The following is a 25,461-nucleotide window of genomic DNA, read 5'->3' as shown; positions in this document are numbered from 1 at the left end:
ACCGGCCAACGGCCCGTTCCCGGGAACCGGTTGACGGCTATCGTTGATGTGCCCAGCCGTATGGACCGGGACCGTCCAGGGGGAAGCAGTGGCGCTTCAGCACGAGTCGACCGCGCCGTACCGTTCGGTGCAGCGCGCCCTGCGCGTCCTGGACCTCGTCTCCCGCGGCTCCTCGGGGGCGAGCGAGGCGGAGCTGGCCCGGGAGACCGGGCTCTCCGGGGCGCGGCTCACCGGACTGCTGCGGATGCTTCGTCGCGAGGGGTACGTCGGGCAGGGGCCCGACGGGATCTACCTCCCCGGGGAGGCGCTGGGGCGGCTCGGCACGGCACGGCCGCCGATCCAGGACACGCTGGACCGGCTGCGGGCGAGCGTCGGCGCGGCGCTGTACGTCGGCCGCTATCTCGACGGTGAGGTCACGGTGATCCACGTCAACGACGGGCCCGAGACCCCCGCGGCGCGGGAGTGGGTGGACTTCCGGTCGGCGGGCCACGCGACGGCGATCGGCAAGAGCCTGCTCGGGCAGCTGGACGGGGACGCACTGCGGGATCATCTGTCCCGGCACCGGCCGGCCCGGCTCACCTCCCGGACGATCACGGACGAGCGGGTACTGACGCGGCGGCTGGGATTGCAGCCCGCGAGTGTGCCGGTGCTGGATCTCCAGGAGTACGCGGTGGGGACGGTGTGCGCGGCGGTGCCCGTCACCGCCGGGGCGGCGGTGGGATGCCTCGGGCTCTCGCTGCCGGTGGAGCAGGTGCACAGGCTGCGGGACGCGGCGGAGATCCTGAACCGTGAGGCCCCGGCGGTCCTCCTCTCCCTGACCCTCTGAACTCGCGCAAGGGCTGATCCGGCCACCCGGCAACCGGCGACGGTGCCGGTACGGATTCCGGCCGTCCGGCCTTCCGGCGCGGCCGTCCCGAACGTCCGGTCAAGGGGTGGTCGGCGGGGGCCGTGGGATGGCGGAGGTCCGTCATCGGGGGTCACCATCGGCGGGCCGGACGCAAGGCTTGTGGAGGAATCGGGGGCGTGATGTGACCGAATCCTTTCTACCGTTGGTATGGACATGTTCAACTAACGGCAATAACCTGGGACTTGGTCTAGACCGCAGTGCGCGTACGCCCCACAGAACCCCCACGTTCTCCAGGAGTGGCAGCATGCGAAAAAAGATGTACGCGGCCATGCTCGGACTCGCCACCGTCGGAGCTGTCACGCTCTCGTCCGGTGGTGCCAGCAGCCACGGGTACACCGATCAGCCCCTGAGCCGCCAGAAGGCGTGCGGGAACGGCGGCATCGTCAAGGGCTGCGGTTCCATCCAGTACGAGCCGCAGAGCGTCGAGGGCCTCAAGGGCTTCCCGGGCCGCGGCCCGGCCGACGGCAAGATCTGTTCCGCCGGGAACGGCGGCTTCAGCGCCCTCGACCAGCCCAAGCAGCCGAACGGCACCGCGTGGCCCGCCACGCAGCTGTCCGGCGGCCAGAGCTACAACTTCCGCTGGCAGTTCACGGCCGCGCACGCCACGGCCGACTTCAAGTACTACATCACCAAGAACGGCTGGAACCAGAACGCTCCGCTGACGCGGGCCGCCCTGGAGTCCACCCCGTTCCTGACGGTGCCGTACAACGGTCAGCGCCCGCCGTGGACCCTGTCGCACTCCGGCCAGGTCCCCTCCGGCAAGACCGGGAACCATGTGGTCCTCGCGGTGTGGACGGTCGCCGACACCCCGAACGCCTTCTACGCCTGCTCCGACGTCAAGTTCTGATCTGACCCCAGGTCCGAACCGCTCCGAAGTCTCCGCGTGACCCCCCACAGGCACGGTCATCGCGCGCACGCCACCCGTGGCCGCGTGGCGTGTGCGGCCGGCCGCACACGGGGAGACCTCAGGGGACGCGAGAGGCCCCCCGCTTGCGCGAGGGGCCTCTGCTGTCTGTGCGCCGCCAGGGACTCGAACCCCGGACCCGCTGATTAAGAGTCAGCTGCTCTAACCAACTGAGCTAGCGGCGCCTGCCGACACCCGAAATAATACCCGCTCCGGAACCCCCCGGGGACCCACCCGGGTAACCCGCGGTAACCCCGGTCAGCCCGGGTCGGCGGTGCCCCGACCTGTGTAGAAGGCCACCGTGAGGTCCTTGACGAGGGCCTTGCGCTCGTAGTCGTCCAGCTCCACGAGCCCCCGCACGGTCAGCCGGGTCACCGTGTCCTCGACGGAGTCCACCACCGAGGTCAGCACCGAGTCCCGGTGCTGCGCGTCCAGCGCCGCGATCCGCCGCCGCTGCATCGCCGCGGCGACCTCCGGCGCGTACTCGATCCGCGTCGGCTGCGCCGAGAACACCTCCAGCCCCACCGGCCGGGTGTCCGCCGCGATCCGCCGCGTCAGCGCGTCCCCGACCGCCTCCGCGTTGCGCAGCGTGGGCGCGTCCTCGTGGAAGGCGTCCGCCGGCAACTGCGACAGCACCCGCGCCATCGCCGCCTCCACGCACTCCCGCAGATACTCCTGATGGTCCTCGACCGTCAGCGTCGCCTTCGCGGAGTCCCTGATCCGCCACACCACGAGCACCACCACCCGCAGCGCCACCCCGTGCGCGTCCACCGCGGGCATCGGCTCGCTGCGCCAGTGCCGCAGCCGTACGTCGACCCGGCGGCGCAGCAGCAGCGGGTTCACCCACACCAGGCCGGTGCGCCGCACACTCCCCCGGTACCGTCCGAAGAGGGTGAGCACCCAGGCCTGGCCGACCCGGCCGCGGGCCAGCCCGCCGAAGCCGAAGAGCGCGAGCGTCCCGGTCACCGCGAGCAGCGCCCAGTGGCCGATGCCCAGCGGTACCGCCCCGGCCGCGGTGATCCCGGAACGGGAGGTGATCCCGTCGAGTGCGACGCCCATGGGTCCGGCGTCGGCCCCGTACGCGGGGAGCCCCAGGAGCTCGACGGCGGCCGTCGGCAGCGCGCCCGTCCACCACAGCGCGACGACCAGGCCCGCGAGCCCGAGGAACCCGGCGGCCACCCCGGCCGTGCCGGGCAGCGCCCGCCCCAGCCGCTCGACGAGCTCGGGGTCGGTGACCGGCAGCGGCCGTCCCCCTGCTCGAAGGCCCGCTCGCGGCGCTCGGCGGCGGCGCCGGGCCGCTCCTGGAAGTCACCCGCCGCGGCGCGCCCGTCGCGCCGGGGGCCGCGCCCGCCGGACGGTGTCCTCGGCTGCTCGCCCGATGCCTGGCGGCGCCGCACCACGGCGGGCTCGGCCGGGACCGGGGTGCCGGAGGCGTCCTCGCGGAACAGCAGATGCACCGGGATCTCGGTGGTGGACTCGTTGTGGATCAGCCGCGACGGGCGCTGACCGCCCGGTTCGTCCACGCGCGGGCTCCTCGGCCGCTGTCCGGACGGTTCCGGGGCCGGGGCCTGCGGTGAGCGGGAGATCCGGGGCGCCGTCCGGGGGGTACGGGCGGGGAGCGGGGCTTTCGCGGACGGCGAAGGCTGGGGCGGGTGGGGGGACTGCGGTGACTGGGGTGTCACTGGGCTCATCCGTGCCTCCGTCATGAGAAGAGCCGCCGCCAGGTCTCAGGGCCCGGGTAACCGTCGGCCGCTCCGCCGCGCCAGCCCTGCGCGCGCTGGAACGCCTCCAGATTGCGCCGGTCGCTCTCGCCCCAGCGCGGTCCGGGACCCTGTGTGTAGTACTTGCCGAATCCTTTCCGTACGAGCTGCTTCCCGAGCTGGGTGACGTACGAGTTGCTCTGTCCGGGGCGGAAGTACCCCCGTCCGGGGAAGTCGGCCTCGGCCGGTGCGCCGGGGCTGCCGGTGGAGCCGCCCGGCCGGGAGCCGCCGCCCGGGGTGCCGGGGGCGGGGATGTCGCGGCCCCGGCCCTTGACCAGGTGGTCCCAGGTCTTGGGGCCGGGAATGCCGTCGGCGGCGCTCCCCTTCCAGCCCTGGGCCTTCTGGAACGCCTCGGTGGCCCGGCGGTCGGCGTCGCTCCAGCGCGGGCCGGGGCCGCTGCGGTAGTAGCGGGAGCCGCCGCGTTCGGCGAGCATCCGGCCCAGCTCCGTGACGTGCTGGTTATTGGCGCCGGGCCCGAACTTCGAGGCGCCGGGGAACGCGGTCCCGGTGGGCCCGGCGCTGCCCGTACCGGTACCCGGAGCCGTACCGGTGTCCGTGCCGCCGCCCGTGCCGGCCTTCACCCCGCGGTAGCGGTAGGGCACGTAGCTGCTCGCGTTGGACCAGTACCCGTACGGGGTGGCCTGCTTGCGGGACTTCGGCGGGGCCTGCTCGTAGGCGACGTAGTACTGACGCGTGTAATCGGTCCAGCCGCCGAAGATCGTGACGTGCGAGCCCTTGTTCGGGTCGGACGGGTTGTGGAACAGCAGCATGTCGCCGGGCTGGAGCTCGTTCTTGGTGATCCGGACGCCGAACCGGGCGAGGCTGCCCGTCCATTCGTTGCCGGGGAGTCCCCAGGCCATCGAGATGAAGCCCGAGCAGTCCTGGCGGTAACCGTCCGACCAGTACTTCGACATGCTGTAAGGGACCTTGGCGTTGATCCAGGTCTTGGCCCGGTTGATGATCTCCGCCCGGGTGGTGGCCGGAAAGCCTGTGGAGACCGGGGTCGCGCTCGTGGACGGGCTCGCGCCGTGCAGGGGGCTCGTGGCGCCCTGGGGGGTGGCCGTTCCGTCGCCCAGGACGTCCGGCCCGGCCCCGCCGACCGGCGGGACGAATCCGGGGGTGTGCACCGCCGCGCCGCCGGTGAGCGCCATCACACCCTCCCCGGCCGTGGTGAACCCCTGGCCCGGCGGACGGACCTCGGCGGCGACGGCCGCCGGTGCGTTCGTGCTGCTCAGGACCGTGCCGGCCGCCGCCGCGAGAACCAGTGCGTGACGGCGGGCGCCGTGCGCCGCGGGGTTGCCGCCGAGCCGTACCGGCAGACCGCGGGCCTGGGTCCGCCTGCGGTCCGCACAACCGGGACAGGCGCAGTCGCTCGCGGGTGCCACGTCTTCGAATACGGGAGTGTCCATTCGATTCCCCTCACAGACCGGATCGGCCTCTCCGCGCGTCTGCACAGGCGTCAGTTTCCCAACTGTCCGGACATATCGCATGTTGACCATTCAAATGATGGACAGTCAGACATGCAATGCTTCAACCCCATGAGGGTACGTCAGATTTCAGCCCACCCCTTGATCGGGCTTCCGTTCACACAAGGGTCAAACGTCACCTTCCGGCAGGGTTGATCCAGAAGGGGCAAGTGTGATCAAGTGGTTACGGATCTGGCAGCACCTTCCGGCCAATTCCGGACTCCCCCGTCCGGCGCCGGGACCCGTGCTCCGTCCACCGGCACCCGGACGCCCCCGTCCGGGGCCGGGCCCGCGGCCCTCCGGGGACCGGACATCCCCCCCGTCCGGCGCCCCATCCCCCGGCCGCGGGCCCGGCGCCGCCGGCCAGGGGTCCCACCCCCCGCCATGGGCCGCCGCACGTGACCCGTATCACTCGCCCCATACCGCTGTGACCAGCGGAAAGACCCCATTCCCGGGTGGCCCCGGAAGCGGTTTCGAGCATCCGCCGGCGTCGGGTAGAGTTCTCCACGTCAGACAGGCGCCGCTAGCTCAGTTGGTTAGAGCAGCTGACTCTTAATCAGCGGGTCCGGGGTTCGAGTCCCTGGCGGCGCACAGACACCGAAGGCCCCCCGTTGAGAACGGGGGGCCTTTCGTCTCCCCCTTGCCCGGTCGCCTTCGCTTGCGCTCCCTGGGTCTGTCCGGCGGGGCGCACTCGGTTCCCGTGCCGTCGCTTGGTGGATTCGCGCAGTTCCCCGCGGGTCGCCTTCGCTCGCGCTTTCGAGGTCTGTCCGGCTGAGCGCACTTGTCCCTGTGCGGGTCGGACGGGGTCGCGCAGTTCCCCGCGCCCCTGGGTCTCCTGTGCTGGGCGTACTTGTTCCCGTGCGGGTACGTCCGTGGGTGCGCAGTTCCCCGCGCCCCTGAAGGGGCACCCCTCTCCTCCCGCAGTCGCTCGGCTACGGGAGGGGGTGGGCGGGAATCTCTGCTCGCAGACTCCGATGCTCTTCAGTAGGACCACTGGACGTGTTACCGAGCGTGTCGGATCGAGGACGGAGAATCCCGACCGGCACCGACCCGAAGAACCGGCCGGATGCGCCCCAAAGGGGCGCGGGGAACTGCGCGAACCCACCGAACGACGGCACAGGAACAACCGCCCCCACCCGGACAGACCCCGGAAGCGCAAGCGAAGGCGACCCGCGGGGAACTGCGCACCCACCAAGCGACGGCACAGGAACGGAGTGCGTCCAGCCCAGGAAACCCAGGGGGCCGCAACCCGCGAGCGACCCGCAGAGGGACGGGTGCGGCCCGGAGCGAGGGCTCGAAAGCGCAAGCGAAGGCGTTCCGCGTGCCCCACCCCCACAACGGCGGATGCCCTTCGTTGGGGACCCCAGTACACAAGCGGGGTCCGGGGGAGGCATCATGCAACCGGAAGCCACTGTTCGCTGTCTAAGGTGAGAGTGGCTCGCCACTTGTGCGCCCGGGACGGTCAGGGGAACCGAGGAGGGCGATAGGGAACGACGAAACACGCGCGTCGTACGCGTGTTTGGGGGGATGACTCATGACGTCGCCGCCTTCCGGCGCCGGGCAGAACTTCGATCCGACGGAGACCACGCAACTTCGCGTGCCGTCGCACCGGACCGGTGGCCTGCGCCGAATACAGAAGACCCTGCCGCGCTACGACTACGAGCACTACAGCCGTCTCGCCGGGCCTCTCACCCAACCCGATCCGAACGAGCCGTACAAGGTCCGGTACCGGTCGCTGCTGTCGCAGGAACCGCACCGCATCCGGGCCGCCCTGATGCTGGGCGCGGCCCCCCTGCTCTCCCTCGTGCTGCTGTTCTGGCTGCTCCAGCCCGCGCACTGGACCGAGCGGGACCACCCCGCGTACGACTTCCTGCCCGCTCTCGACGTGGTCATGCTTGTCTCGATCGGCCTGATCGAGTTCTTCCGCTGTATGAACGTGCTGTCGAACGCGCACGCCACGATCGTCGCCCGTGACCCGATCCCGGTGGTCCCGGAGACCGGTACCCGGGTCGCCTTCCTCACCTCCTTCGTGCCCGGCAAGGAGCCGCTGGAGATGGTGACGAAGACCCTGGAGGCGGCCGTCAAGATCCGCCACCGCGGGGTGATGCACGTCTGGCTGCTGGACGAGGGCGACGACGCGGACGTCAAGGCCGTCTGCGAGCGGCTCGGGGTGCGCCACTTCTCCCGTAAGGGCATCGCGAAGTGGAACACCGACAAGGGTCCGCACCGGGCGAAGACCAAGCACGGCAACTACAACGCGTGGCTGGACGCGCACGGTGACGGCTACGACTACTTCGCCTCCGTCGACACGGACCACATCCCGCTGCCCAACTACCTGGAGCGGATGCTCGGCTTCTTCCGGGACCCGGACGTCGGCTTCGTCATCGGCCCGCAGGTGTACGGCAACTACGACGACTTCGTCACCAAGGCCGCCGAGTCCCAGCAGTTCCTCTTCCACGCGCTGATCCAGCGCGCGGGCAACGCGTACGGCTCCCCGATGTTCGTCGGTACGTCCAACGCGGTGCGGATCAGGGCGCTGAAGCAGATCGGCGGGCTGTACGACTCGATCACCGAGGACATGGCGACCGGGTTCGAGATCCACCGGGCGAAGAACCCGGCCACCGGCAACAAGTGGCGGTCCGTGTACACCCCGGACGTGCTCGCCGTCGGTGAGGGACCCAACGCCTGGACGGACTTCTTCACCCAGCAGCTCCGCTGGTCGCGCGGCACCTACGAGACGATCCTCAAGCAGTACTGGAAGGGCTTCTACTCCCTGCCCCCGGGCAAGCTCTTCAACTACACGATGATGATCATCTTCTATCCGATGTCCGCGCTGAACTGGATCCTCGCCGCCCTGAGCTGTGTCCTGTTCCTCGGTCTCGGCGCCTCGGGTGTGAGCATCGACCCGACGATCTGGCTGATGCTGTACGGCAACGCCTCGGCCCTCCAGATCGGGCTGTACGTCTGGAACCGCCGCCACAACGTCTCGCCGCACGAGCCCGAGGGCTCCGGCGGGGTCGCGGGCATGGCGATGTCCGCGCTGTCCGCGCCGATCTACGCGCGCTCACTCATGGACGCCGTGCTGCGCCGCAAGAGCAAGTTCGTGGTGACGCCGAAGGGCGACTCGGCGAGCCCCGACACGCTGTTGGGGACGTTCCGCATCCATCTGTTCTTCATCGCGGTGTTCGGCGCCTCGGTCGTCGCGTCGTTCATCTTCGGGCACAACCACCCGGCCATGATCATCTGGGCGTCGTTCGCGCTGCTGATCACCGCGGCACCGATCATCATCTGGCGCTGGCAGATGCGGCAGGACGCCAAGAAGCCGCCCGCGCCCGGCGCGCCCGCTCCGGTGCCCGGACCCGTCCCGGTCACCGCCTCCGGTCCGGACGCCGGCGCCCCGGGCGCTCCCGTGGTCCCGGCGCAGGCCCCCCGCGGACGGCACTCCGCTCCCGGCGCCCATGTCCCGCAGCAGCGGCCCACCTGGACCCCGGGCGACGACCAGACCCTCCAGATCCCGCTCGCGCGCCGGTCCTCCGGCCCCGACGCGCCCGGGTTCCCCGCCCGACCGGGCGACGGCCCCTCCGCCGCGCCCTCCGCACCGTCGAACCACTACCAGCCGTATCGGGGTAAGCCGTGAAAGACCGTTCCAGCCGCCGCCGCGCCCGTCGGATCGCGATAGGCACGGCGGTGGTGGTCGCGCTGGCCGGGATGAACGGGCCCGCGCTCTACCGGTTCGGGTCCGAGCAGTATCACGAGTACACGATCAACAAGCAGGAGTACAAAGCCGAGAACGGCCACTGGAAGATCATGGAGTTCCCGGAGGAGTACCGGCAGAACACCATCCACGCGGCCGTGCTGCGGACCGGCAAGGTGCTGCTGGTCGCGGGCTCCGGGAACGTCCAGGAGAACTTCGACCGCAAGCAGTTCGACACCCGGCTGTGGGACCCCGAGACCGACAAGATCAAGAAGATCGACACCCCGACGGACCTGTTCTGCACCGGCCACACCCAGCTCGGCAACGGCAATCTGCTGATCGCGGGCGGCACCAAGCGGTACGAGAAGCTGGAGGGGGACGTCACCAAGGCCGGCGGGCTGATGGTCGTCCACAACGAGAACCCGGACAAGCCGATCACGCTGCCCGCGGGCACCCGTTTCACCGGCAAGACCAACGGCAAGTCGTTCATCTCCAAGGACCCCGTGGTCGTGGAGCGCGCGAAGAAGGTCTTCGACAAGGTGACCGGACGGTTCCTGCGCAACGACCCCGGGCTGGGCCGGATCTACGTCGAGGCCGCGCAGAGCGGCGCCAAGCACGAGACGGGCGCCCAGGACAACTACAAGGTCGAGGGTCTCAAGCCCGCCGACACCCGCAACACGTACGGCATGGCGGAGAAGCTCGCCCTCGACAAGAAGGACTTCCAGGGCATCAGGGACGCCTTCGAGTTCGACCCCGTGGCGGAGAAGTACATCCGGGTCGACCCGATGAAGGAGGCCCGCTGGTACCCGACGCTGACCACCCTCAGCGACGGCAAGGTCCTCAGCCTCTCCGGGCTCGACGAGATCGGCCAGCTGGTCCCCGGCAAGAACGAGGTGTACGACCCCGAGACCAAGGAGTGGGAGTACACCGAGGGCATCCGCCAGTTCCCCACGTATCCGGCGGTCTCGCTGATGCAGGACGGCCGGCTCTTCTACTCCGGCTCCAACGCCGGGTACGGTCCGGCCGACGAGGGCCGCGAGCCGGGCGTCTGGGACCTGGAGAGCAACAAGTTCACCAAGGTCCCCGGACTGAGCGACCCCAAGCTGATGGAGACCTCCGGGACGGTGCTGTTGCCGCCCGCGCAGGACGAGAAGTACATGGTCATCGGCGGTGGCGGCGTCGGTGAGTCGGACGAGGCCAGCAAGCGGACCCGGATCGTGGACCTGCTGGCCGACAAGCCCCGGTTCGAGGACGGCCCCGAGATGGAGAAGGGCACCCGCTATCCGCAGGCGTCGATCCTGCCCGACGACTCGGTGCTGGTCTCCGGCGGCTCCGAGGACTACCGGGGCCGCGGCGGCTCGGACATCCTCCAGGCCCGGCTCTACGACACCGGGGCCAACTCGTTCAAGCGGGTGGCCGATCCGCTGGTGGGCCGCAACTACCACTCCGGTTCGCTGCTGCTGCCGGACGGCCGGGTGATGTTCTTCGGCTCCGACTCGCTGTACGCCGACAAGGCCAACACCAAGCCCGGCAAGTTCGAGCAGCGGGTGGAGATCTACACCCCGCCGTACCTCTTCCGGGACTCCCGGCCCTCCCTCGCGGGCGGCCCCAAGAAGATCGAGCGCGGCGGTTCGGCGACCTTCACCACCCGGGACAGCGCGTCGGTGAAGTCGGCCCGGCTGATGCGGCCCAGCGCGTCCACGCATGTCACCGACATCGACCAGAAGTCCATCGCCCTGAAGATGACGAAGACCGCCGACGGCGTCACGGTCACCGTCCCGGAGAGCCGCAACCTCGTCCAGTCCGGCTGGTACATGCTCTTCGTCACCGACGACAAGGGCACCCCGAGCAAGGCCCAGTGGGTGAACGTGCCGTAGGACCCCCCGGCACCGGTCTCTCACGTCAGCTCCAGGAACCTTTCCTGGAGCTGACGTGCGGTGGGGCCGTGCTTGCAGGTCGGCAGACGGGCCCGGGGGCCGGGGTCGGCTCAGGTGGAGGCCGCCCCGGTCGGGCGGGTGAACGCCACCCACACGTTCTTGCCCTCGGCGGTGTGCTCCGCGCCCCAGGTGTCGGCGTTGGCGCCGAGCAGCCACATGCCGCGCCCGTTCTCGCTGCACCAGTCGGGCTGACGGACCACCGGCAGCACCGGACTCCTGTCGCTCACGACGATCCGCAGCTCGGACGGTGTGGCGCGCAGTATCAGGACGCAGTCGGGGGAACCGGCGTGGTCCCGGACATTCGCCAGCATCTCCGTCACACACATGACAGCCGGGCCGACGTGATCGGTCCAGCCCCAGTACCGGATGTGGGCGGTGACGGTGCGACGGATGAGAGCGAAGGCACGCGGGTCGGCGGTGAGTTCCTGCCGGTACTGCCGCGCCCCTTCTTCCGCCATGACGACCATGGCTCCTCCAACGAGTCAGCGCAGATCAAACGAGGGTGACGCCCTGTGGCGCAGCCAGCGCCATCAGTGACGTCGACCAGAATGAGCCCACGCCATACCGGTTCGCAACTTGTTCATCTCCAAAGTTGCAGATTCGCTGAATGTGGAATAACTCGCTGGCATATGCTGCGAGTTGGAGGAAACGGGGTCGGCTGCGACAGACTGTCGGCCAAGCCGTGCAGAAAGGGGAATCCGTTGTCCAGCCACCCTCGTCCGACCGTGCGTCGCCGCAGACTTGGCGGCAAGCTCAGGCAACTCCGCGAAGCCGCCGGGATCACGGCGGATCAGGCCGCCGAACGCATCGGCGGTGACAAATCGAAGATCTCGCGGCAGGAGAACGGCCGCCAAGGCGTCAGCAAGCTGGAGTTGGAGGCGCTGTTCGTCCTCTACGGCGTCGAGGACGAGAAGCTCATGACGGCGCTCAGCACTCTGGCCCGCGAAGGACGGCGCAAGAGCTGGTGGGCGCAGTACGGCGACCTGCTCGCGGAACCCTTCCAGGAACGGATGAGCATCGAGTCGGACGCGGTCCGCATCTTCCTGTTCCAGCCCTTGCTCGTCCCCGGACTGTTCCAGACACGTGAGTACGCCGAGGAGTCCATCCGCGGAGTGGAGAAGTCGGCCACCGACGAGCAGATCGACTCGTACGTCGCCGTTCGGATGACTCGGCAGGACATACTGCGGGAGAAGGGACCGCAAGTGGTCTGCGTACTCGACGAAGCGGTGTTGCGCCGCACGGTCGGAGGACCGAGGACCATGGCGAGCCAACTTCAGAAGCTCATCGAGCTGAACAACCCGCCGCAGCTCACGATCCAGGTCATTCCGTTCGGTCAGGGCTGGCACGCGGGTCTCGATGGCGCGTTCAGCATCTTCAGATATCCCGACCCGATGGACCTGGACGTGGTGAGCCTCGCGTACCTCGACGGGCTGCTGTATCTGGAGGAAGATGGTCCCGTTGAGCGGTACAAGCTGGCTTTCGACCAGTTGCGGGCGTCGGCGCTGTCGTCTCAGCAGTCCATGGACCTGATCACGCGCGTCATGCGGGATCTGAACAAGACCTAGAGGTAGACACCAGATGATGCGGTACGACCTCCCCGAGCACGGCTGGCGGAAGTCCTCCTACAGTCCTGACAACGGGGGCAACTGCGTTGAGCGACAGCTGACCGCCGATGGGGAGGTCGCCGTCGGTGACAGCAAGTGCCGGGCGCTCGGGGCGCACGCGTTCGCCCCGGCGGCCTGGCAGAAGTTCGTCACCGCCGTCGCACACGGCGAGCTGTGAGGTAGGGGCCGAGCCGGCCGGGTTCGGCGCCACGGTCCTCACGCGGCAGGCAGCCCGTCCCGGCGGCAGTGGGCGAAGCGGTCCCGCTTCGAGTGATCACCGGCTTCGGGCCGACCGACGCACTCGTCCGGTCGGCCCGAAGCCCGCAAGGCTCAGTTCTTGCTGGACTTCGCCAGCTCCAGGGCGTATTCGGGCCACCAGGCGCCGGCCTTGGGGCCGCCCTTGCACTCGCCGTCCGACTCGCCGGGGCGCTTGACCCACAGGAAGGCGTGCACCAGCGGGTCGCCCGTCTTCGTGGTGGGCGTCTCACCGAGCGCGCGGCCCGGCGGGTTGCACCAGCGTTCGTCCGGGTTGCCGCCGGTGAAGGGGCCGTTGCCGTTGCGGCTGGTGTCGATGACGAAGGGGCGTCCGCCGACCTTCGCGGAGAGTTCCTTGCCGTACTCGACGCTGTCGGCGGTGGAGTAGAAGTTGGAGACGTTGACGGAGAACCCGTCCGCCTTCTCCACGCCCGCCCGCTTCAGGGGCTCGAAGATCTGGTCGGGCTTGCCCCAGCCCGCGTTGCCCGCGTCGACGTACACCTTGGTGTTCTCCGACGACTTCAGCTTCTCGACCGCACCCCACAGCAGGTGGTAGCGCTCCTCGTGGAACTGCTTCGGGGTGCAGCCGTCCACCAGGTGCAGAACCGCGTCCGGCTCCAGGACGACCGTCGTGGGACGGTCCCCGATGCCCTTGACCACCCCGTCGATCCAGGCCCGGTACGCGTCGCCGTCGGCGGCGCCGCCGCCCGAGTACTGGCCGCAGTCGCGGTGCGGGATGTTGTAGAGGACGAGCAGGGCGTCCCGGTCGGCCTTCTGCGCGGCCTGGGTGATGCCCCGCGTCTCCTCCTCCGGGTTCTCCACGCCGATCCAGTCCGCCGTGGGCTGGGCGGCTATCTTCCGGATCTGCTCGGCTTCCCGGTCCTTGCCGTCGTTCTCGTACGCGGCGACCTGATCGGCCGCGTACCCTTCCGGGTTGACCCAGTACGGGTCCTTGTCCTTGGGCTGCTGCTTCATCGGTTCCGGCTTGTCCCCGCCGGAGTCGCTCCCACCGGAGGAACACCCCATCAGCAGCAGCACCGCCCCCGCGACCGCCGCCGACGCCCGCACCTTGCCGTACATCCATTCCCCCTTGGGCACCGTCCGAAGTTCAATCCTGACATACGTGATCTCCGAATCCGTGGTTCAGGTACGGGCACCCGTCAGATACGCGGACACCACGGTGTTCGCGCTGTACGTGCCGCTCGCCCGGTCGAACGTCCCGGCGCAGGTCAGCAGCCGGAGTTCGGCCCGGCCCCGCTCGTGCGGCCCGTACACCCGCGCGGCGTCGAAACGGTGGCGGTCCACGGTCTCGACGTCCTCGACGGTGAACTCCGCGACCGTGGCGTCGGTGCGGACCACCCGGATCGTGTCGCCCGGCCGGAGAGCGCCGATCCGGTGGAACACGGCGGGCCGGGTGTCGGTGTCGGTGTGCCCGACCAGCAGGGCCGCGCCGGGTGCCCCCGGGCGGGTTCCGTCGCCGTACCAGCCGACGATGCCGGGCTGGTCGAACGGGGGCGGGGCCACGGCGCCCGCCCGGTCCAGGCCCCGGCGGACGACCGGTGCCTGCACCCCGATCGCCGGGATGTCGACGCGGGTCGGCGCCGACGGGGCGAGCGGGCGGATCGGGGCGGGCGGTCCGTCGCCCAGCGGGCGGCCCACGGCGGCCACGTCCCCGGTCGTCGGGGCGGTCGTTCCACCGGGTACGGAGGTGAGTTCACGCCCCCAGAGCCACAGGCCCAGCAGGAGGACGGCCCACGCGGCGCCGATCGCCGGCCGTCCGCTACCGGAGGTACGGGGTCCGGTCACGGCGCCCTGCCTGTGCCGCGTTCCGGGGCGGTGCGGAGCCTCATGGTGTGCCGTCCCGGTCGGGGCGCGGGCGGCGGGGACGGGTGCGGGTGCGCAGGGAGACGGCGAGGGCCGCGGTCGCCGCGAGCAGCAGGCCGACGACGGCCTGGCGTAGACCGGGACCGGTGCCCGTCACGCCGTCGCCTCGCGGGCCGGCCGCCCCGCCGCCGCCCGCGCTGACCGGGGCCGTCGGGGACGGGGCCGGTTCCGTCCCCCGGGCGGTCACCGTGACCGTGACGGGGCGGGCCGCGCGGTGGCCCTCGCAGGTGGCCGTGACGCCGTGCGGGCCGGGGGACGCACCGGTGCGGAGTCTGGCCTCGCCGTGCAGATCCGGGCCGTCGGGGGCAGGGGCGAGGGTCGCGGGGGCGACAAAGGCGGGGGAGGCGGCTTGCGCCACGGCCGCGGGGCAGCCGGTCAGACGCAGTTCCACCTCGGTACCGGGGGGTGCGTGGGCGGGGTGCAGGGTGAGGGTCGTGGGCGGGTCGGTGGGGGCGGGAGCGGAGGCCGCGGCGACCAGTGGGAGGACTGCGAGGATGCCTGCGGCACGCTTGGAAAGCGTGTTGGGGGCAACCCCTCACGAGTTCGAATCTCGTATCCTCCGCCAGTGCCTCACCGGGCACTAACGTCGAAGGCCCCCATCGCGAGATGGGGGCCTTCGACGTTCGCAGTCTCATCCACAGTCTCAACGAGACTCTTGGGAGCCTTCCGGCTCGCTCTCGTCCGGGTCCTTGGCCACTTCCCAAATGAGGCCCCCGACCCGCTGCGCCACATCGGCGAGGATGCCGCCCGTCACATGCTGGTACCGGGCCGCCATCGCCGTTGACGACCACCCCATGATCTGCATCACGACCCGTTCGGGAACCCCGAGGATGAGCAGAACCGTCGCTGCGGTGTGCCGGGCATCGTGCAAGCGCCCGTCCCGAACCTCCGCAGCGGCCAGAAGCCGCTTCCAAGCGTCGTAGTCCGTGCTCGGCACCAGAGGCTCGCCCATGGGTGAGGTGAAGACGAACCCGGATTCGCTCCAGTCCTTCCCAGCAATGCCCCGCTCACGTTCCTGCTCTACGCGATGGAGCTCCAACAGCCTGACCAGTTCGTCCGGCACACCGATGACTCGACGGCCGGCACGAGACTTCGTGTTGGCCGTGTCCTCGTTCTTCCTGACACGCTTCTTGCAGTAGCCAGGCTTCGCGCCGCATTCGCCACCGCACCCATGCAGGTACTTCGGCCTCAGACGGTTCTTCCTGACACGCAGGACCCCGCTGTCAGTGTCGAGGTCAGCCCACCGCAGCCCGAGCGCTTCCCCCTGCCGCAGTCCCAACGCGAGCGCGATGGACCAGCGGGCGCTATTCCGAATCTTGGAAGCTTCGGAGAGAAGTCGCTGAACCTCCTCGATGTCGTACGGCTCGACTTCCTCGTCCTCAACCCGGGGCGGGACAGCCAGTGTGGCTACGTTCCGGGTGACGTGACCGCGCCGCAAGGCATGGTTGAGCGCCGTCCGGATCGTGCGATGAGCTTGGTGGGCAGTGGCGGGCTTGCTGCCATTGCCGAGCATCTTCGCGTAGAAGCGTTCCAGGTGTTCTGGCTCCAGCTTGTCCAGTCGGTGAGCACCGATACCGGGGACCAGATGCACCCTGACGGCGACCTCGTATCCGGCGTATGTGTTCTCCCGCACCGAGGGCTTGGCGATCTCTTCCACCCAGTGCTGGAGCCAGGCCGTCACGGTCCACGGCCGACCCGGCTTCCGGACCTTCCCCGAATCCCTCTGCTTCTCCAGCTCCCGAACCTTCTTGATCACCTCACCTTCACTGACCTTGCTCATGACGTGACGGCGGTCGGACCGACCATCGTCGCGGACCCCGACCGTGACCCGGCCGTGCCAGTAGCCGTCCTTGCCGAAGTAGATGGACGAGGCTCCGTCGGGGCGCTTGGCGCGTTTCTTCATGGTTCTCCCTACGCGGCCAAGGACTGGCCTTGCGGCTGCATGCGTGCGGTGAGGTAGTCGCTGAGGGCCTGTACAGGCACGCGCCGAAGTCGGCCGATGGGAACGGTCCGAACGGCGCCATCGCGAATGAGGGCGTACATGGTGGTGCGTCCGACGCTGAGGCGGCGCGCCGCTTCCTCGACCGTGAGCGCGAGGAGTGTGGGGTCGAACTCGACTTCACTCGCACCGCTAACCGATGCGAGCGTGGCGGTGGTCGTCATGGAGGAACCTCCTGCACGAAGTCCGGGGCTCGCAGCCCCTTCCTGACAGGTCCGCTACTGCCGCTACCTCCGCTACCGCCCTGGTCAGGGGCGTGATGGTGGTAGCGGATGGGGTAGCGGTAGCGGATGTGCCCGGCCCCTTGCCGAGTGCGTGGCGGGGGCCGGGTCCGGGAACTCAGCTGCGGGCGGTGGCCGGTTCGGTAGCCGCTACCGGGAGCGCGTCCGCTACCGGGGCAGGGGTGGTGACCTGCGGGGTAGCGGAGGTAGCGGCAGTAGCGGATTGCGGGGAGCCGGGCGGGCAGTACCTCAGCCAGGCGTCCGCGAGGTCGGATGCGTAGTAGCCCTTGGAGACCGTCCGTGGCCCGGTCTTGATGTTGCGGGAGCGGATGGGCTCGTTGTCGGCGGTGACGTAGTCACCGAGCAACCGGGCGAGGGTGCGCGGGGTGAGCGGCTTCCCGTCGAGGTCGGCCCACGGGGCGTCGTCCAGGGCGGTGAGCCGGTCCACCAGGTCGGCGCTCAGCAGACGCTCGGCGTCACCGAACGCGTCCCGGAGGTCGGCCAGCAGCCGGATACCGACGCTGGCCTTGTCCCCGTCGTTGGCGGCGGCGACCAGCGCGAGGCAGGCCGCGCGGGCCCGGGCGGGCCAGTCGCCACCGGCCGCATCCGCCACCGCGAGCAGTGGTTCCCACACGTCGGCGGGCCGGTCCGTGATCCCCGCAGGCATCTCCGGCCACGCCCCGTCGACCCGGTCCCGGACGGTGTCCGCCCACTCGGCGAGCCGGTCACGGAGCGCGTGCCCCTCGGCCTTGTGGATGCGCTCCCTGAACGGCTCGACCTTCTCGTTGGGGGCCCGCCGACGCATCCGGATGACCACGGACCGGGTCATGATCGTGTCGGGCAGATATCCCAGCCCGCCGATGGCCAGGGCGGCGTAGACAGGGAACCTCTGCACGGTCTGGGCGCCACCGTCCCCGACACACCGGTAGACGACACCTGACCTGCGGTGGCCCGCGTTGATCAGGCCGCGCAGATCCTCGTTCCCGGCGGCGCGGGGACCGAAGATCGTGTCGATCTCGTCAAAGAGGACGGTCGGCCGGTCCTCCGCGTCGCACACAGAACGGAAGAGCGCGGCCGGACTGATGTCGGTAGTGATCATCGGGCGCGGCGTCAGGGTCTCGATGATCTCCAGCGCCCGCGTCTTCCCGGAACCCGGCTCCGGGGACAGGAACGCAACCCTAGGGGTCGACTCGAAGCAGTCGAGGAGGTGGGTGTGGGCGTCCCAGAGAACAACAGCGGTGAACGCGGCCTCACTCGGGAAGACGTTGAAGCGCCGGTGGAAGGCTTCCACCTGGTCGAGGAGCGCGGCCCCGTCGATGGGCTGCTCCGGGGTGCTCTGGCTGGGCGGGGTCATGCTGCTGTCCCTTCCTGTGTGGTGCGGCGGGGGCAGGTGTCGCGGTGGGCGGTGTGGTCGCTGACCAGCGCGGTGACCTTGGTGTGGCCGATGGCGCTGCGGTCGCGTCCGCACACGCACCGGGAGGTGGCGGTGGGGACGGTGCCGCGGCCGGGCGCGGTGATGTGGAGCCAGGCGACGGGGTGGCGTCCGTCGCCCGGGTGCGGGTCCGGACGAAGGACAGATACGACGCCCTGTCGGGCGACGGCCTTCGGGCCGTCAGGGTCGGCCGGGGGCAGGGGTGCGTCGGTCTGCCGGTTGTTCCTGGTGGGGGTTGGGCATTCCAGGCGGGGGGAGGGGTGGTGGTTCACACCGCCTCCCGGGGCCGGGCTGTGCGCTGGGACCAGTCGAGGGCGCTGCGGATGGTCGTGCGGCACTCGGCGGACGGCAGTCCCACTGACTCCCCCGCCCCCTGGAATGCGTCTTCCACCACGTGCCGGGGGATGTCGCCCCACGCGACGAACCGCCCTACCCTGCATGCGGACTTGTACAGCGCGGAGTTTCGTCCGCCCTCTCCGGTGGCGCTGACCTGGGCGCATTCCCGGGTGAGCGCGACCACGGCGACCCGTGCTCCGTCCAGGACGGGCGCAACGACCGGCAGGGGTGCAGCGGGGGCGGGGGTGTCCTTGAGCAGCCCGAGCAGCCAGGCGGGGAGCGGTGCGGGCGGTACCGGGTCGGTGACCTCATACGCGCCGGTCGCGGTGCTGCTGCCCGGGGCGACGACGTATCCGCCCCAGCCGCGGGTGTCGATCCGGCGGGCGAGCTGCCCGGCGGTGGACCGGAACCGGATGTCAGCGGGGGTGGTGAAGTAGAGGTGGTATCCGCCGGAGGGTGTCCGCACGCGGCGGGTGGCCGGGGCGGTCTGTCCGGCGCGCTCGCAGAGCGCTGCGAAGGATGCCGCCCCGTCAGGGGCGTCCTTCCCGTCTTCGGGCTTGAGCGTGTCCAGGTCCACGACGAGCAGTCCGGCCGGGCCCGTCGCCACACCGATGTTGTAGGGGCGGTGTGTCCAGGCGGCCCGGATGAGGCCGGGGTCGGTGGTAGCGCGCTGCTCGGGGGTGAGATGACCGCTGGTGCAGCGGCCGGTACCGGGGCAGTTCCGTTCGGGGTGGCCGACGGGGCGCTTCCCGGCGGGCCGCAGCGGGATGACCGGCCAGCCGAGGGCGGCAGCGTCAAGTGCTGCGGTCAGCAGCGCAGGACGGGGGTCAGGTGTCATGCTGAGACCTCCACTGTTCAGTTGGGTGGATGAGGGCGGCCCCGGATCTGTGGTGGAGAGGGGGCCGCCCTTGCTGTGTGCTGGGTCAGGTGCGGGGCGGTAGGGCGATGACGATGGCGGTGGCGTCGTCGCGGTAGCCGTCGGTGTCGGGCTGTGCGGCGGTGACGATGGCGTCGGCAAGAGCCTGCGGGGCGTGCGCGTGGTCGCGGACGAGCGTCTCCAGGGCTGCGGGTGGGATCTGGCCGTGGGCTCCGTCGCTGGTGAGGATGACCAGGGGGTCGGAGATGTAGCAGATGGGCACGGTGGCGATGGAGCACCGTGCCAGAGCCGCGCGTGCCAGGTCGTCGAGTACGCGGGCGGCGTCCTCTGTCGGGACAGTCGTGTCGGGGCTGTGAGAGGGGTGAAGGGTGACGGCGGTGCCGCCCCAGGCCCTCAGCCAGGTGCCCATGGTCTGGTCGGTGGATCGCTGGACAAGGCGGCTTCCGGTCCAGCCGTAGATGCGTGAATCCCCGGTCCAGGCGATGGCGGTGGTCGAGGAGTCGGCGCTGGCGACAGCGGCGACGGCCACCCCGTCCTCGACCTGGACGCCGGGGGGTGCGGTGGCCATCTCGGCGGCGGCGAGGATGCCGAGGAGGGGGCCCCGGCGGGCACCGACCCGTGCGGCGACCTCGGCGGCGGTGCGCGCGAACGTCACCACGTCGGCCGTGTTGCCGATGCCGTCCACGATCGCGGCGGCCACCATCGGCGTGCCCGGAAGGCGGTGCACGGTGGCGGCATCGGCGTTGTGCGAGCGGGTGCCCTGGCGGGTGGCCACGGCGGTGATCACAGGGGTTGTCACGACGGCTCCTCAGTGGTGGTTGATGGTGCCGTTGGCGCGGCCGAACATGCCGGTGGCGGTGATGTTCTGGGTGATGTGGGCCGGGTTCGCTGTGCGGCGGCGGGCGGTGCCCCGGATGACGGGGACGGCGATGGTTCCGGCGGCGATGAGGGCGGCGGTGGCCCAGAGTGCGTGGGTCATGGCGATGAGTCCCGGGGCGGCGTAGGAGAGTCCGGCTCCGGCGGCGGCGATGCCCCCGCCGATGGTCGGGGTGAGGAGTGCGGTGGTGCGGGCCCAGGTCGGGATCGGCCGGGCGGGCGGTGCCGGGTGGGCGTTCGGGGTGGTGGGCTGGGTGTAGGCGAGGGTGCGGATGCCGCCGGGCAGGGTGACGACCTGGACCCCCGGGGGGAGGTCGGCGGGGAGGATCACGGCGTCGTGGCGAGGGCCGTTTCCGGGGCCCGGGTGGGAGTTCAGGGTGGTGATCTCGTACGGGGTTTCATGCACGACGGGGCTCCTTCAGCAGCGCGGGTGACGGCCCCGGTTGGGTGGGGTGTCACCCGCGCTGACTTGTCGTGTCGCTTGTCGTCCGGCTTGTCGTGGGCCTTGTCGCTTGTCTTGTCTTGTCGCTTGTCGCCTTGCAGGTCACAGCCCGTTTCCGGCCCCTACAGAGCCACCCGGGGGCCCTTCCCGGGCTGGTGACGACAAGCGACAAGCGGTCACTCCTCGGCGGGGTGGCGGGGGGTGTGATCGCGGTGGACGTAGCGGGCTTTGGTGCCGGTCCCGACGCGGACCGCGGTGCCGTCTTCGGACCAGGTCTTGAGCCAGCCGACGACTGTCTGCCGTGTCGTGCGGTGCTCCTCGGCGAGCGCGCGGGCGATGGCGGATGCGCCGGTTCCGTCGGGGCCCGCGTCGAGGAGGAGCCGGAGTGCGGCCTGACGGGCGTCGGGCTGGTCGGCCTTGTCGAGGTCGCGGCCGGTGGTCCAGGTGCCGGGGTCGGACCAGTCAGTTCCGCCGTCGGTACCCCTGTCCGGGCCGGTGCCGGGGTCGCGGGTGGCGGCGGGGAGCTGGAAAAGAGCCTCCAGTTCGTCGGCGCCGGGGGTGTCCACGTCGGGTGCGGGCCGGGGCTGGTCCCATCCGGCGGTCGCGCGCCACTGCGGCCCCGACACCCCCGCCTGCCCCTGCCCGGTCTGGCCAGCCGGTCCGGTGGGGCCGGTGGTGGTGAGGGCGTGGGTCCACAGGTGTGCGCACCGCTCGGTGGTCCACCGTTCGGTGTAGGCGGCCCCGGCCGCGTCGATCGAGGGTCGGTCGAGGGCGGGGCGGCGGTGGGCGGTCGTGATGCAGACGGCTTCGATGTCTGAGGGGGTGATGCGCCACTGCTGGGCGGTCTTGGGCTGTTTGCCCTCAGTACCGACGAGCATCGAGCCAGGGCCGGAGAAACTGTTCTCTGCGGAGAGGGCCCGCCAGCCGAAGACATGCCCCAACTCGGCGTCCTCGGTGGCACCGGTGCAGACCCGGTTGGATGCCATCTTCCGCACCATCGGGTCGGGGAGGACATCCTGGGTGACGCGGAGGACGGAGACGACGGCCCGGATCGCCATGGCCCGGGCGATCCGGATGACCTCCGCGATCCCCGCCATCACCGCCCGCGCCTCACGCGTCGCGGACACCTCCGCACCCTCGTCCACGACGATCACGATCTCGGGAACGCCCGGGGAGACGGGGAGTTTGTCGTCGTTCTCGTCGCGCATGTGCTGCTGGTAGGCGACCTTGCGGGTCTTCGCGATCCGCACCGCCGCTTCCAGCATCAGCTTCGCCTCAGCCGGGGTCGAGGCGAGCCAGTCGACGCCCGGCACCGGCACCGCGCCCGCGTTCCCGCTGGTCTGGGCCTGGTGCCAGGCGTGGAGCCAGGGCAGTCCGAGGGAGCCGCCGTTGAGGTCGATGGCCCAGATCAGGGTGTCGTTGGTCTGGTTCAGGCGGGCGATCAGGGTGTGGAGCCAGTTGGTCTTGCCCGTCCCGGTGGCCCCGGTGACGATGGTCGACGCCTGCCGCATGTCCAGTTCCGACCGCCCCCCGTCCGCCAGCAGCGCGACCGGTGCCGGGTTGTTGACCGTGGTGGTCTCCGCGATCTCGTCCAGCGGGAACGGGATCTCGCGGCCCTGGTAGGACTTGGTGGCAACCTCGATCAGGACGCGGCGGCGGGAGACGCCGGGGAGGACCTGGAGTCCGCAGCCGTCGGGGAGGTCGAGGTCGGAGGCCAGCGCGTCGGCCCGGTCCGCGATCGCCCGGCGGGTCGTGCCGCCCTCGGGGAGTTCGAGTTCGACGGTGTAGCCCATGCCGGAGGGCCAGTGCTCGATGGCGGGGATGGTGACGTTCTCGACGCGGCAGACCCGGGCGATCCGGTCGGTCCACTCGGCGGCGAGCGCCCGGCGCATTCCGATGGACAGCAGGGTGCGGCGCCGGGCCTGTTCGGTCTCCTCGTGCGCGGCGAACCCCGCCGCGAGGGTCCCCGCGGTGATGCCGCCCACGGTCAGCGCTCCGACGGCGGCGAGGGTCAGGGGGCCGCCGGTGCCCAGCGCCCAGGCGGACCAGGTCCCGGCCGCGGCCCAGCATCCGGCCCGGAAGGTGATCGTGGCCGCGGTCACGTTCCGGCGCAGTCCGGTCGCGGTCATGCCCACGGCCCCGGCCGCTCCCGCGGCGAGTGCCCACCCGGCAGGCATCGTGCTGGTGTGGGCGAGCGCGGTGGCGACGAAGGTGCCGGTGGTGGCGTTGAGGGTGCCGGTCAGCAGACCGTGACCGGCCCGCCAGTCCACCCGCACACGACCGCCCTTCCCGCCGTTGTCGTTCTTGCTCTTCATGTGGTGCCTCCTCGGAGAACAGGGAAGGGCCGGTCCCCGCCATGTGCGGGGACCGGCCCGGTATCCGGGTGCGGGCGGGGTCAGCCGACGTTCCAGCGGCGTTCACCGTCGAGGCCGTTGCGGGGGTTCTCGTTGCGCTCGATGTCCTCGGCGTGGACGCGGCGGTAGACGGTGCCGACGTCTTCGAGGGCGTCGATGACCTTGCTCATCGCGCGGTAGCCCTCCCCGATCTCCTCCACCACCCGCGAGTCGACGGGAAGCTTCTCGTCGGACAGTTCGGCCAGCACCCGCAGCGTTTCCTGCACCGTGCCCATGGCGTCGGGGAGGTCGTCCACGAGGGTCTGGAACTCGGTCATGTGCTCGGGGTCGAACGTGGACGCGGCCTGGAGCATGACTTCGGCCGCTTCGGACAGGCGGGTAAAACCCGGGGCGGTGGCGTCGGACACGGTTCCTCCAGAGTGATCGGTTCTGCCCAGCGAGATGAGCGCCCCGACTCGCCCGCGGAGCACGGGGACCTTCGGGCGGGGCGTGGTGCGGCGGGGGTTGTTCACGGTCGAATCCGGCACCCGGGTGCGGCCCTTGGGGGTGGTGCCGAGGGTCGCGGCGTCCCGTGCGGCCCGGACGCGGCGGGCCCGTGAGGCGAGGCGGTGCCATACGGCCCGCATGTGTCCGAACGCCTTGCCGGGGCGCTTGATGTTCCACAGCCCGTACAACAGCCCTGCTCCGGCGGCCACGGCGGCCGACCCGGTCATCCGGGCCGCATGCCGCACCGCCGACCGCCGCAACGCACGCTTCTGCGCCGCACTGCCCTGCGAGGTCAGGGGCTTGGCCCTGGTGCCGGTGGGGTCGAGGCCGGATTGACGGCGGGCCTTGGCGACGCCCTTGGTCTCCCGCCGCAGACTCCGCGCGGCCGTCTTCTCCGCACGGGCCGCGGCACCGGCCGCGAGCCGGGAACCGGCACGGCCTGCCGCACCGGCGGCGGCACGGCCAGCCGACTGCACCCGACCCGCACCCGCACCCGCCTTCGGCTTCGCAGGGGCTGACAGTCCGGCGGACGGCGACACCGACCGCACCCCGGCCGCACCCGAACGGCCGGCGGGACCAGCGGAAGGCGCGGACGTGGTCACCCCTCGGCCGGGGGTGGTGGTGCGGGGGCCCGGGCCGCTGGCCGAAGTCTGCGGGGCGCGCGTCGGGGAGGTACGGGGCGGGGGCGGTGAGACCGGGGTGCGGTCCGTGCGGGCGGCGGACCGCAGGCCGCTTGCCGACGGCCGGGGCGCGCGGGCCCCGGTGCCAGCGGCCCGCAGACCGCCCGTAGGGGCCGACTTGGGTTTGGCGGGCGCTGGTTTCGTGCCGGTCTTGCTGGTGGGGCGGGGCGGGGTTTTGCCCTTGCCGGGGGGCTTGGGGCGGTTGCGGGTGATGCGGCGGGCCAGTCCGGCCGTGGCGGCCACCCCGACCACGGCACCGGCCGCTGCCAGGCCGACCGGTCCGGCGACGGCCATCGACCCGGCGGCGACCGCGCCGAGCGCGTTCGCCCCGGCGACCGCGATCGGCACACCCGGCAACGGCGCCGGAGCGGGCACAGCAGCGGCGGGAGAAGGGGAAGGCGGGGGAGCGGGGGGATGTGGCGCGGATGGCACCACTTCGATGACGGTGTCGGTCATGCTGGTGGTACTCCCTTCGGGAGTGTCAGCAGTCCCCGGGCGCGGCCGTCCAAAGCGTGCGCCCGGGGGCTGTGCGGTGGTCGGTCAGGTGTGCGCGGGCCCCGTGCGGCCATGAGCGACGGGCCGCGCCGGTGGTGCAGCAAGGCGCACCGGTGCCGGTTCCGTGTCCTGCGCGCGGTGACCGAGTGGCTCGCCAGCCTCTAGGCGGCCGTGCGTGCAGTGGTGCCGGCCGAGCGGGCGAGCAGGGCCCGCAGTGCGTGGGCGGCCTGTTGGGGGACGACGCCGTTGCCGAGTGCGCGGAGTTGTGCGGTGCGGGACAGGCCGGGGACGGCGGTGACGTGTCCGGCGGGGAGGCCCATGAGCCATTCCACGAACGGGGGGTTCAGGCGTCCCAGAGGGTCAGTTGGCCGGGGGGCGGGGCGGGTGAGGGCTTCCCACCGTGCGATCGCCGGGTGGTACCGGCCCCAACGCTGCGGGCCGCGTCCGTCAGTGTCTGCCCGTGTCCCCAGGCCGGGTTCGCCCCGCTGCTCGCCTTCGCGTCCGTCGCGGTCGGGGTGGGCAGCAGCGCCCCGCGCAGTGTCGGGTTGCCCCGCCCGAACGTCGCGCTGGTCCGTTCGCCGTCCGCCGCGGTCGGGGTGGGCAGGAGTGAGCAGACCTCCGCTGCCAGGGACAGGCCGTGTGTCCCGGCTTCCTGGGACGGGGTGCGCCGGGTCTGCCGGTTCTCGTTCGCTGACGCGCGCGGGGTGGGGAGCAGGGCCACCTGGGCGCGGAGGGTGTCCGAGGGGAGTCCGTCGGGGTAGCCGATGCCCTTCGCGTCCCTCGCCCTGGGTGTGGGCAGCGCGGGCGAGGGCGAAGAGGCGCTTGCGCTGGTGGGGTGCACCGACCGCGTCC

Annotated in this window: 22 protein-coding genes, 3 tRNA genes and 1 pseudogene; 8 read left to right on the top strand and 18 right to left on the bottom strand. The window is 71.1% G+C overall.

The annotated features are described in order from the left end of the window. The first annotated feature begins 88 nt into the window (after positions 1–88). Complete coding sequence (locus OG711_RS25410; protein ID WP_266515923.1) at positions 89–826, top strand: IclR family transcriptional regulator; 738 nt, start codon at positions 89–91, stop codon at positions 824–826. Positions 827–1,151: 325 nt separating this feature from the next. Then, positions 1,152–1,754: a lytic polysaccharide monooxygenase auxiliary activity family 9 protein gene (locus OG711_RS25405; protein WP_073793864.1), complete on the top strand. Its 603-nt coding sequence runs from the start codon at positions 1,152–1,154 to the stop codon at positions 1,752–1,754. Between the two features lie 168 nt (positions 1,755–1,922). Here the strand turns inward: OG711_RS25405 and OG711_RS25400 are convergent. The 3 genes and pseudogenes from OG711_RS25400 to OG711_RS25390 all read right to left on the bottom strand — a co-directional run bounded on the left by OG711_RS25400 (position 1,923) and on the right by OG711_RS25390 (position 4,980). Next, positions 1,923–1,996, bottom strand: a tRNA-Lys gene (locus tag OG711_RS25400). Positions 1,997–2,069: 73 nt separating this feature from the next. Further along, positions 2,070–3,259 (bottom strand): annotated as a pseudogene (locus tag OG711_RS25395) (SPFH domain-containing protein); the annotation flags it as partial. A gap of 254 nt (positions 3,260–3,513) precedes the next feature. Then, positions 3,514–4,980, bottom strand: coding sequence for a peptidoglycan-binding protein (locus tag OG711_RS25390; protein ID WP_329560615.1), 1,467 nt, complete (start codon positions 4,978–4,980; stop codon positions 3,514–3,516). Between the two features lie 574 nt (positions 4,981–5,554). Between OG711_RS25390 and OG711_RS25385 the strand changes: the two genes are divergently transcribed. From OG711_RS25385 to glxA, 3 genes are all read left to right on the top strand, one after another. After that, positions 5,555–5,628: transfer RNA gene (locus tag OG711_RS25385), tRNA-Lys, on the top strand. A 943-nt stretch (positions 5,629–6,571) separates the two neighbouring features. Continuing rightward, positions 6,572–8,674: a glycosyltransferase family 2 protein gene (locus OG711_RS25380; RefSeq protein ID WP_329560613.1), complete on the top strand. Its 2,103-nt coding sequence runs from the start codon at positions 6,572–6,574 to the stop codon at positions 8,672–8,674. Then, entirely contained in the window at positions 8,671–10,608 is a 1,938-nt protein-coding gene (gene glxA / locus OG711_RS25375; protein WP_266515936.1) for a radical copper oxidase GlxA, read from the top strand. Before OG711_RS25380 ends, glxA begins: the two co-directional genes overlap by 4 nt. 110 nt (positions 10,609–10,718) lie before the next feature. Here the strand turns inward: glxA and OG711_RS25370 are convergent, their stop codons facing one another. After that, the gene (locus OG711_RS25370; protein WP_073794411.1) at positions 10,719–11,126 is read right to left on the bottom strand and encodes an ATP-binding protein; all 408 of its coding nucleotides are present in this window, start codon (positions 11,124–11,126) and stop codon (positions 10,719–10,721) included. 243 nt (positions 11,127–11,369) lie between these two features. Between OG711_RS25370 and OG711_RS25365 the strand changes: the two genes are divergently transcribed. Continuing rightward, positions 11,370–12,233 carry a helix-turn-helix domain-containing protein gene (locus tag OG711_RS25365; protein WP_073793868.1) on the top strand — a complete coding sequence of 288 codons (864 nt, stop codon included), beginning with the start codon at positions 11,370–11,372 and terminating at the stop codon, positions 12,231–12,233. Positions 12,234–12,246: 13 nt separating this feature from the next. Then, the gene (locus OG711_RS25360; protein WP_073793869.1) at positions 12,247–12,450 is read left to right on the top strand and encodes a DUF397 domain-containing protein; all 204 of its coding nucleotides are present in this window, start codon (positions 12,247–12,249) and stop codon (positions 12,448–12,450) included. A gap of 152 nt (positions 12,451–12,602) precedes the next feature. Here OG711_RS25360 and OG711_RS25355 read toward each other — a convergent pair whose 3' ends face one another. The 3 genes from OG711_RS25355 to OG711_RS25345 all read right to left on the bottom strand — a co-directional run bounded on the left by OG711_RS25355 (position 12,603) and on the right by OG711_RS25345 (position 14,802). Further along, complete coding sequence (locus OG711_RS25355) at positions 12,603–13,607, bottom strand: glycoside hydrolase family 6 protein (protein ID WP_329564013.1); 1,005 nt, start codon at positions 13,605–13,607, stop codon at positions 12,603–12,605. 63 nt (positions 13,608–13,670) lie between these two features. After that, positions 13,671–14,333: a class F sortase gene (locus OG711_RS25350; protein ID WP_329560609.1), complete on the bottom strand. Its 663-nt coding sequence runs from the start codon at positions 14,331–14,333 to the stop codon at positions 13,671–13,673. A gap of 40 nt (positions 14,334–14,373) precedes the next feature. Then, positions 14,374–14,802, bottom strand: a complete 429-nt coding sequence (locus tag OG711_RS25345; RefSeq protein ID WP_329560606.1) for a hypothetical protein — start codon at positions 14,800–14,802, stop codon at positions 14,374–14,376. Between the two features lie 89 nt (positions 14,803–14,891). Here OG711_RS25345 and OG711_RS25340 point away from each other — a divergent pair. Further along, positions 14,892–14,976: transfer RNA gene (locus OG711_RS25340), tRNA-OTHER, on the top strand. 78 nt (positions 14,977–15,054) lie between these two features. Here OG711_RS25340 and OG711_RS25335 read toward each other — a convergent pair. The 11 genes from OG711_RS25335 to OG711_RS25285 all read right to left on the bottom strand — a co-directional run bounded on the left by OG711_RS25335 (position 15,055) and on the right by OG711_RS25285 (position 25,450). After that, the gene (locus OG711_RS25335; protein ID WP_329559824.1) at positions 15,055–16,314 is read right to left on the bottom strand and encodes a tyrosine-type recombinase/integrase; all 1,260 of its coding nucleotides are present in this window, start codon (positions 16,312–16,314) and stop codon (positions 15,055–15,057) included. An 8-nt stretch (positions 16,315–16,322) separates the two neighbouring features. Then, positions 16,323–16,574: a helix-turn-helix domain-containing protein gene (locus OG711_RS25330; RefSeq protein ID WP_329559825.1), complete on the bottom strand. Its 252-nt coding sequence runs from the start codon at positions 16,572–16,574 to the stop codon at positions 16,323–16,325. A gap of 175 nt (positions 16,575–16,749) precedes the next feature. Then, positions 16,750–17,985, bottom strand: a complete 1,236-nt coding sequence (locus tag OG711_RS25325; protein ID WP_329559826.1) for a DUF3631 domain-containing protein — start codon at positions 17,983–17,985, stop codon at positions 16,750–16,752. Continuing rightward, positions 17,982–18,335 (bottom strand): hypothetical protein, encoded by a 354-nt coding sequence (locus tag OG711_RS25320; RefSeq protein WP_329559827.1) that lies wholly within the window; start codon positions 18,333–18,335, stop codon positions 17,982–17,984. The genes OG711_RS25325 and OG711_RS25320 overlap by 4 nt, the downstream gene beginning before the upstream one ends. Beyond that, complete coding sequence (locus OG711_RS25315) at positions 18,332–19,237, bottom strand: bifunctional DNA primase/polymerase (RefSeq protein ID WP_329559828.1); 906 nt, start codon at positions 19,235–19,237, stop codon at positions 18,332–18,334. The genes OG711_RS25320 and OG711_RS25315 overlap by 4 nt, the downstream gene beginning before the upstream one ends. Positions 19,238–19,322: 85 nt before the next feature. Then, positions 19,323–20,075 carry a hypothetical protein gene (locus OG711_RS25310; protein WP_329559829.1) on the bottom strand — a complete coding sequence of 251 codons (753 nt, stop codon included), beginning with the start codon at positions 20,073–20,075 and terminating at the stop codon, positions 19,323–19,325. Between the two features lie 9 nt (positions 20,076–20,084). Continuing rightward, complete coding sequence (locus OG711_RS25305; RefSeq protein ID WP_405673753.1) at positions 20,085–20,558, bottom strand: hypothetical protein; 474 nt, start codon at positions 20,556–20,558, stop codon at positions 20,085–20,087. A gap of 212 nt (positions 20,559–20,770) precedes the next feature. Then, positions 20,771–22,909 carry a hypothetical protein gene (locus OG711_RS25300; protein WP_329559830.1) on the bottom strand — a complete coding sequence of 713 codons (2,139 nt, stop codon included), beginning with the start codon at positions 22,907–22,909 and terminating at the stop codon, positions 20,771–20,773. 80 nt (positions 22,910–22,989) lie between these two features. Further along, positions 22,990–24,462, bottom strand: coding sequence for a hypothetical protein (locus tag OG711_RS25295; RefSeq protein WP_329559831.1), 1,473 nt, complete (start codon positions 24,460–24,462; stop codon positions 22,990–22,992). 308 nt (positions 24,463–24,770) lie between these two features. Continuing rightward, positions 24,771–24,929: a hypothetical protein gene (locus OG711_RS25290; protein WP_329564266.1), complete on the bottom strand. Its 159-nt coding sequence runs from the start codon at positions 24,927–24,929 to the stop codon at positions 24,771–24,773. A 23-nt stretch (positions 24,930–24,952) separates the two neighbouring features. After that, the gene (locus OG711_RS25285; RefSeq protein ID WP_329564268.1) at positions 24,953–25,450 is read right to left on the bottom strand and encodes a hypothetical protein; all 498 of its coding nucleotides are present in this window, start codon (positions 25,448–25,450) and stop codon (positions 24,953–24,955) included. Between the last annotated feature and the right edge of the window lie 11 nt (positions 25,451–25,461).

Source organism: Streptomyces uncialis (assembly GCF_036250755.1).
Classification (GTDB): domain Bacteria; phylum Actinomycetota; class Actinomycetes; order Streptomycetales; family Streptomycetaceae; genus Streptomyces; species Streptomyces uncialis.
The sequence above is the reverse complement of the archived record's forward strand: the minus strand, read 5'-3'. Positions and strand labels throughout refer to the sequence as shown.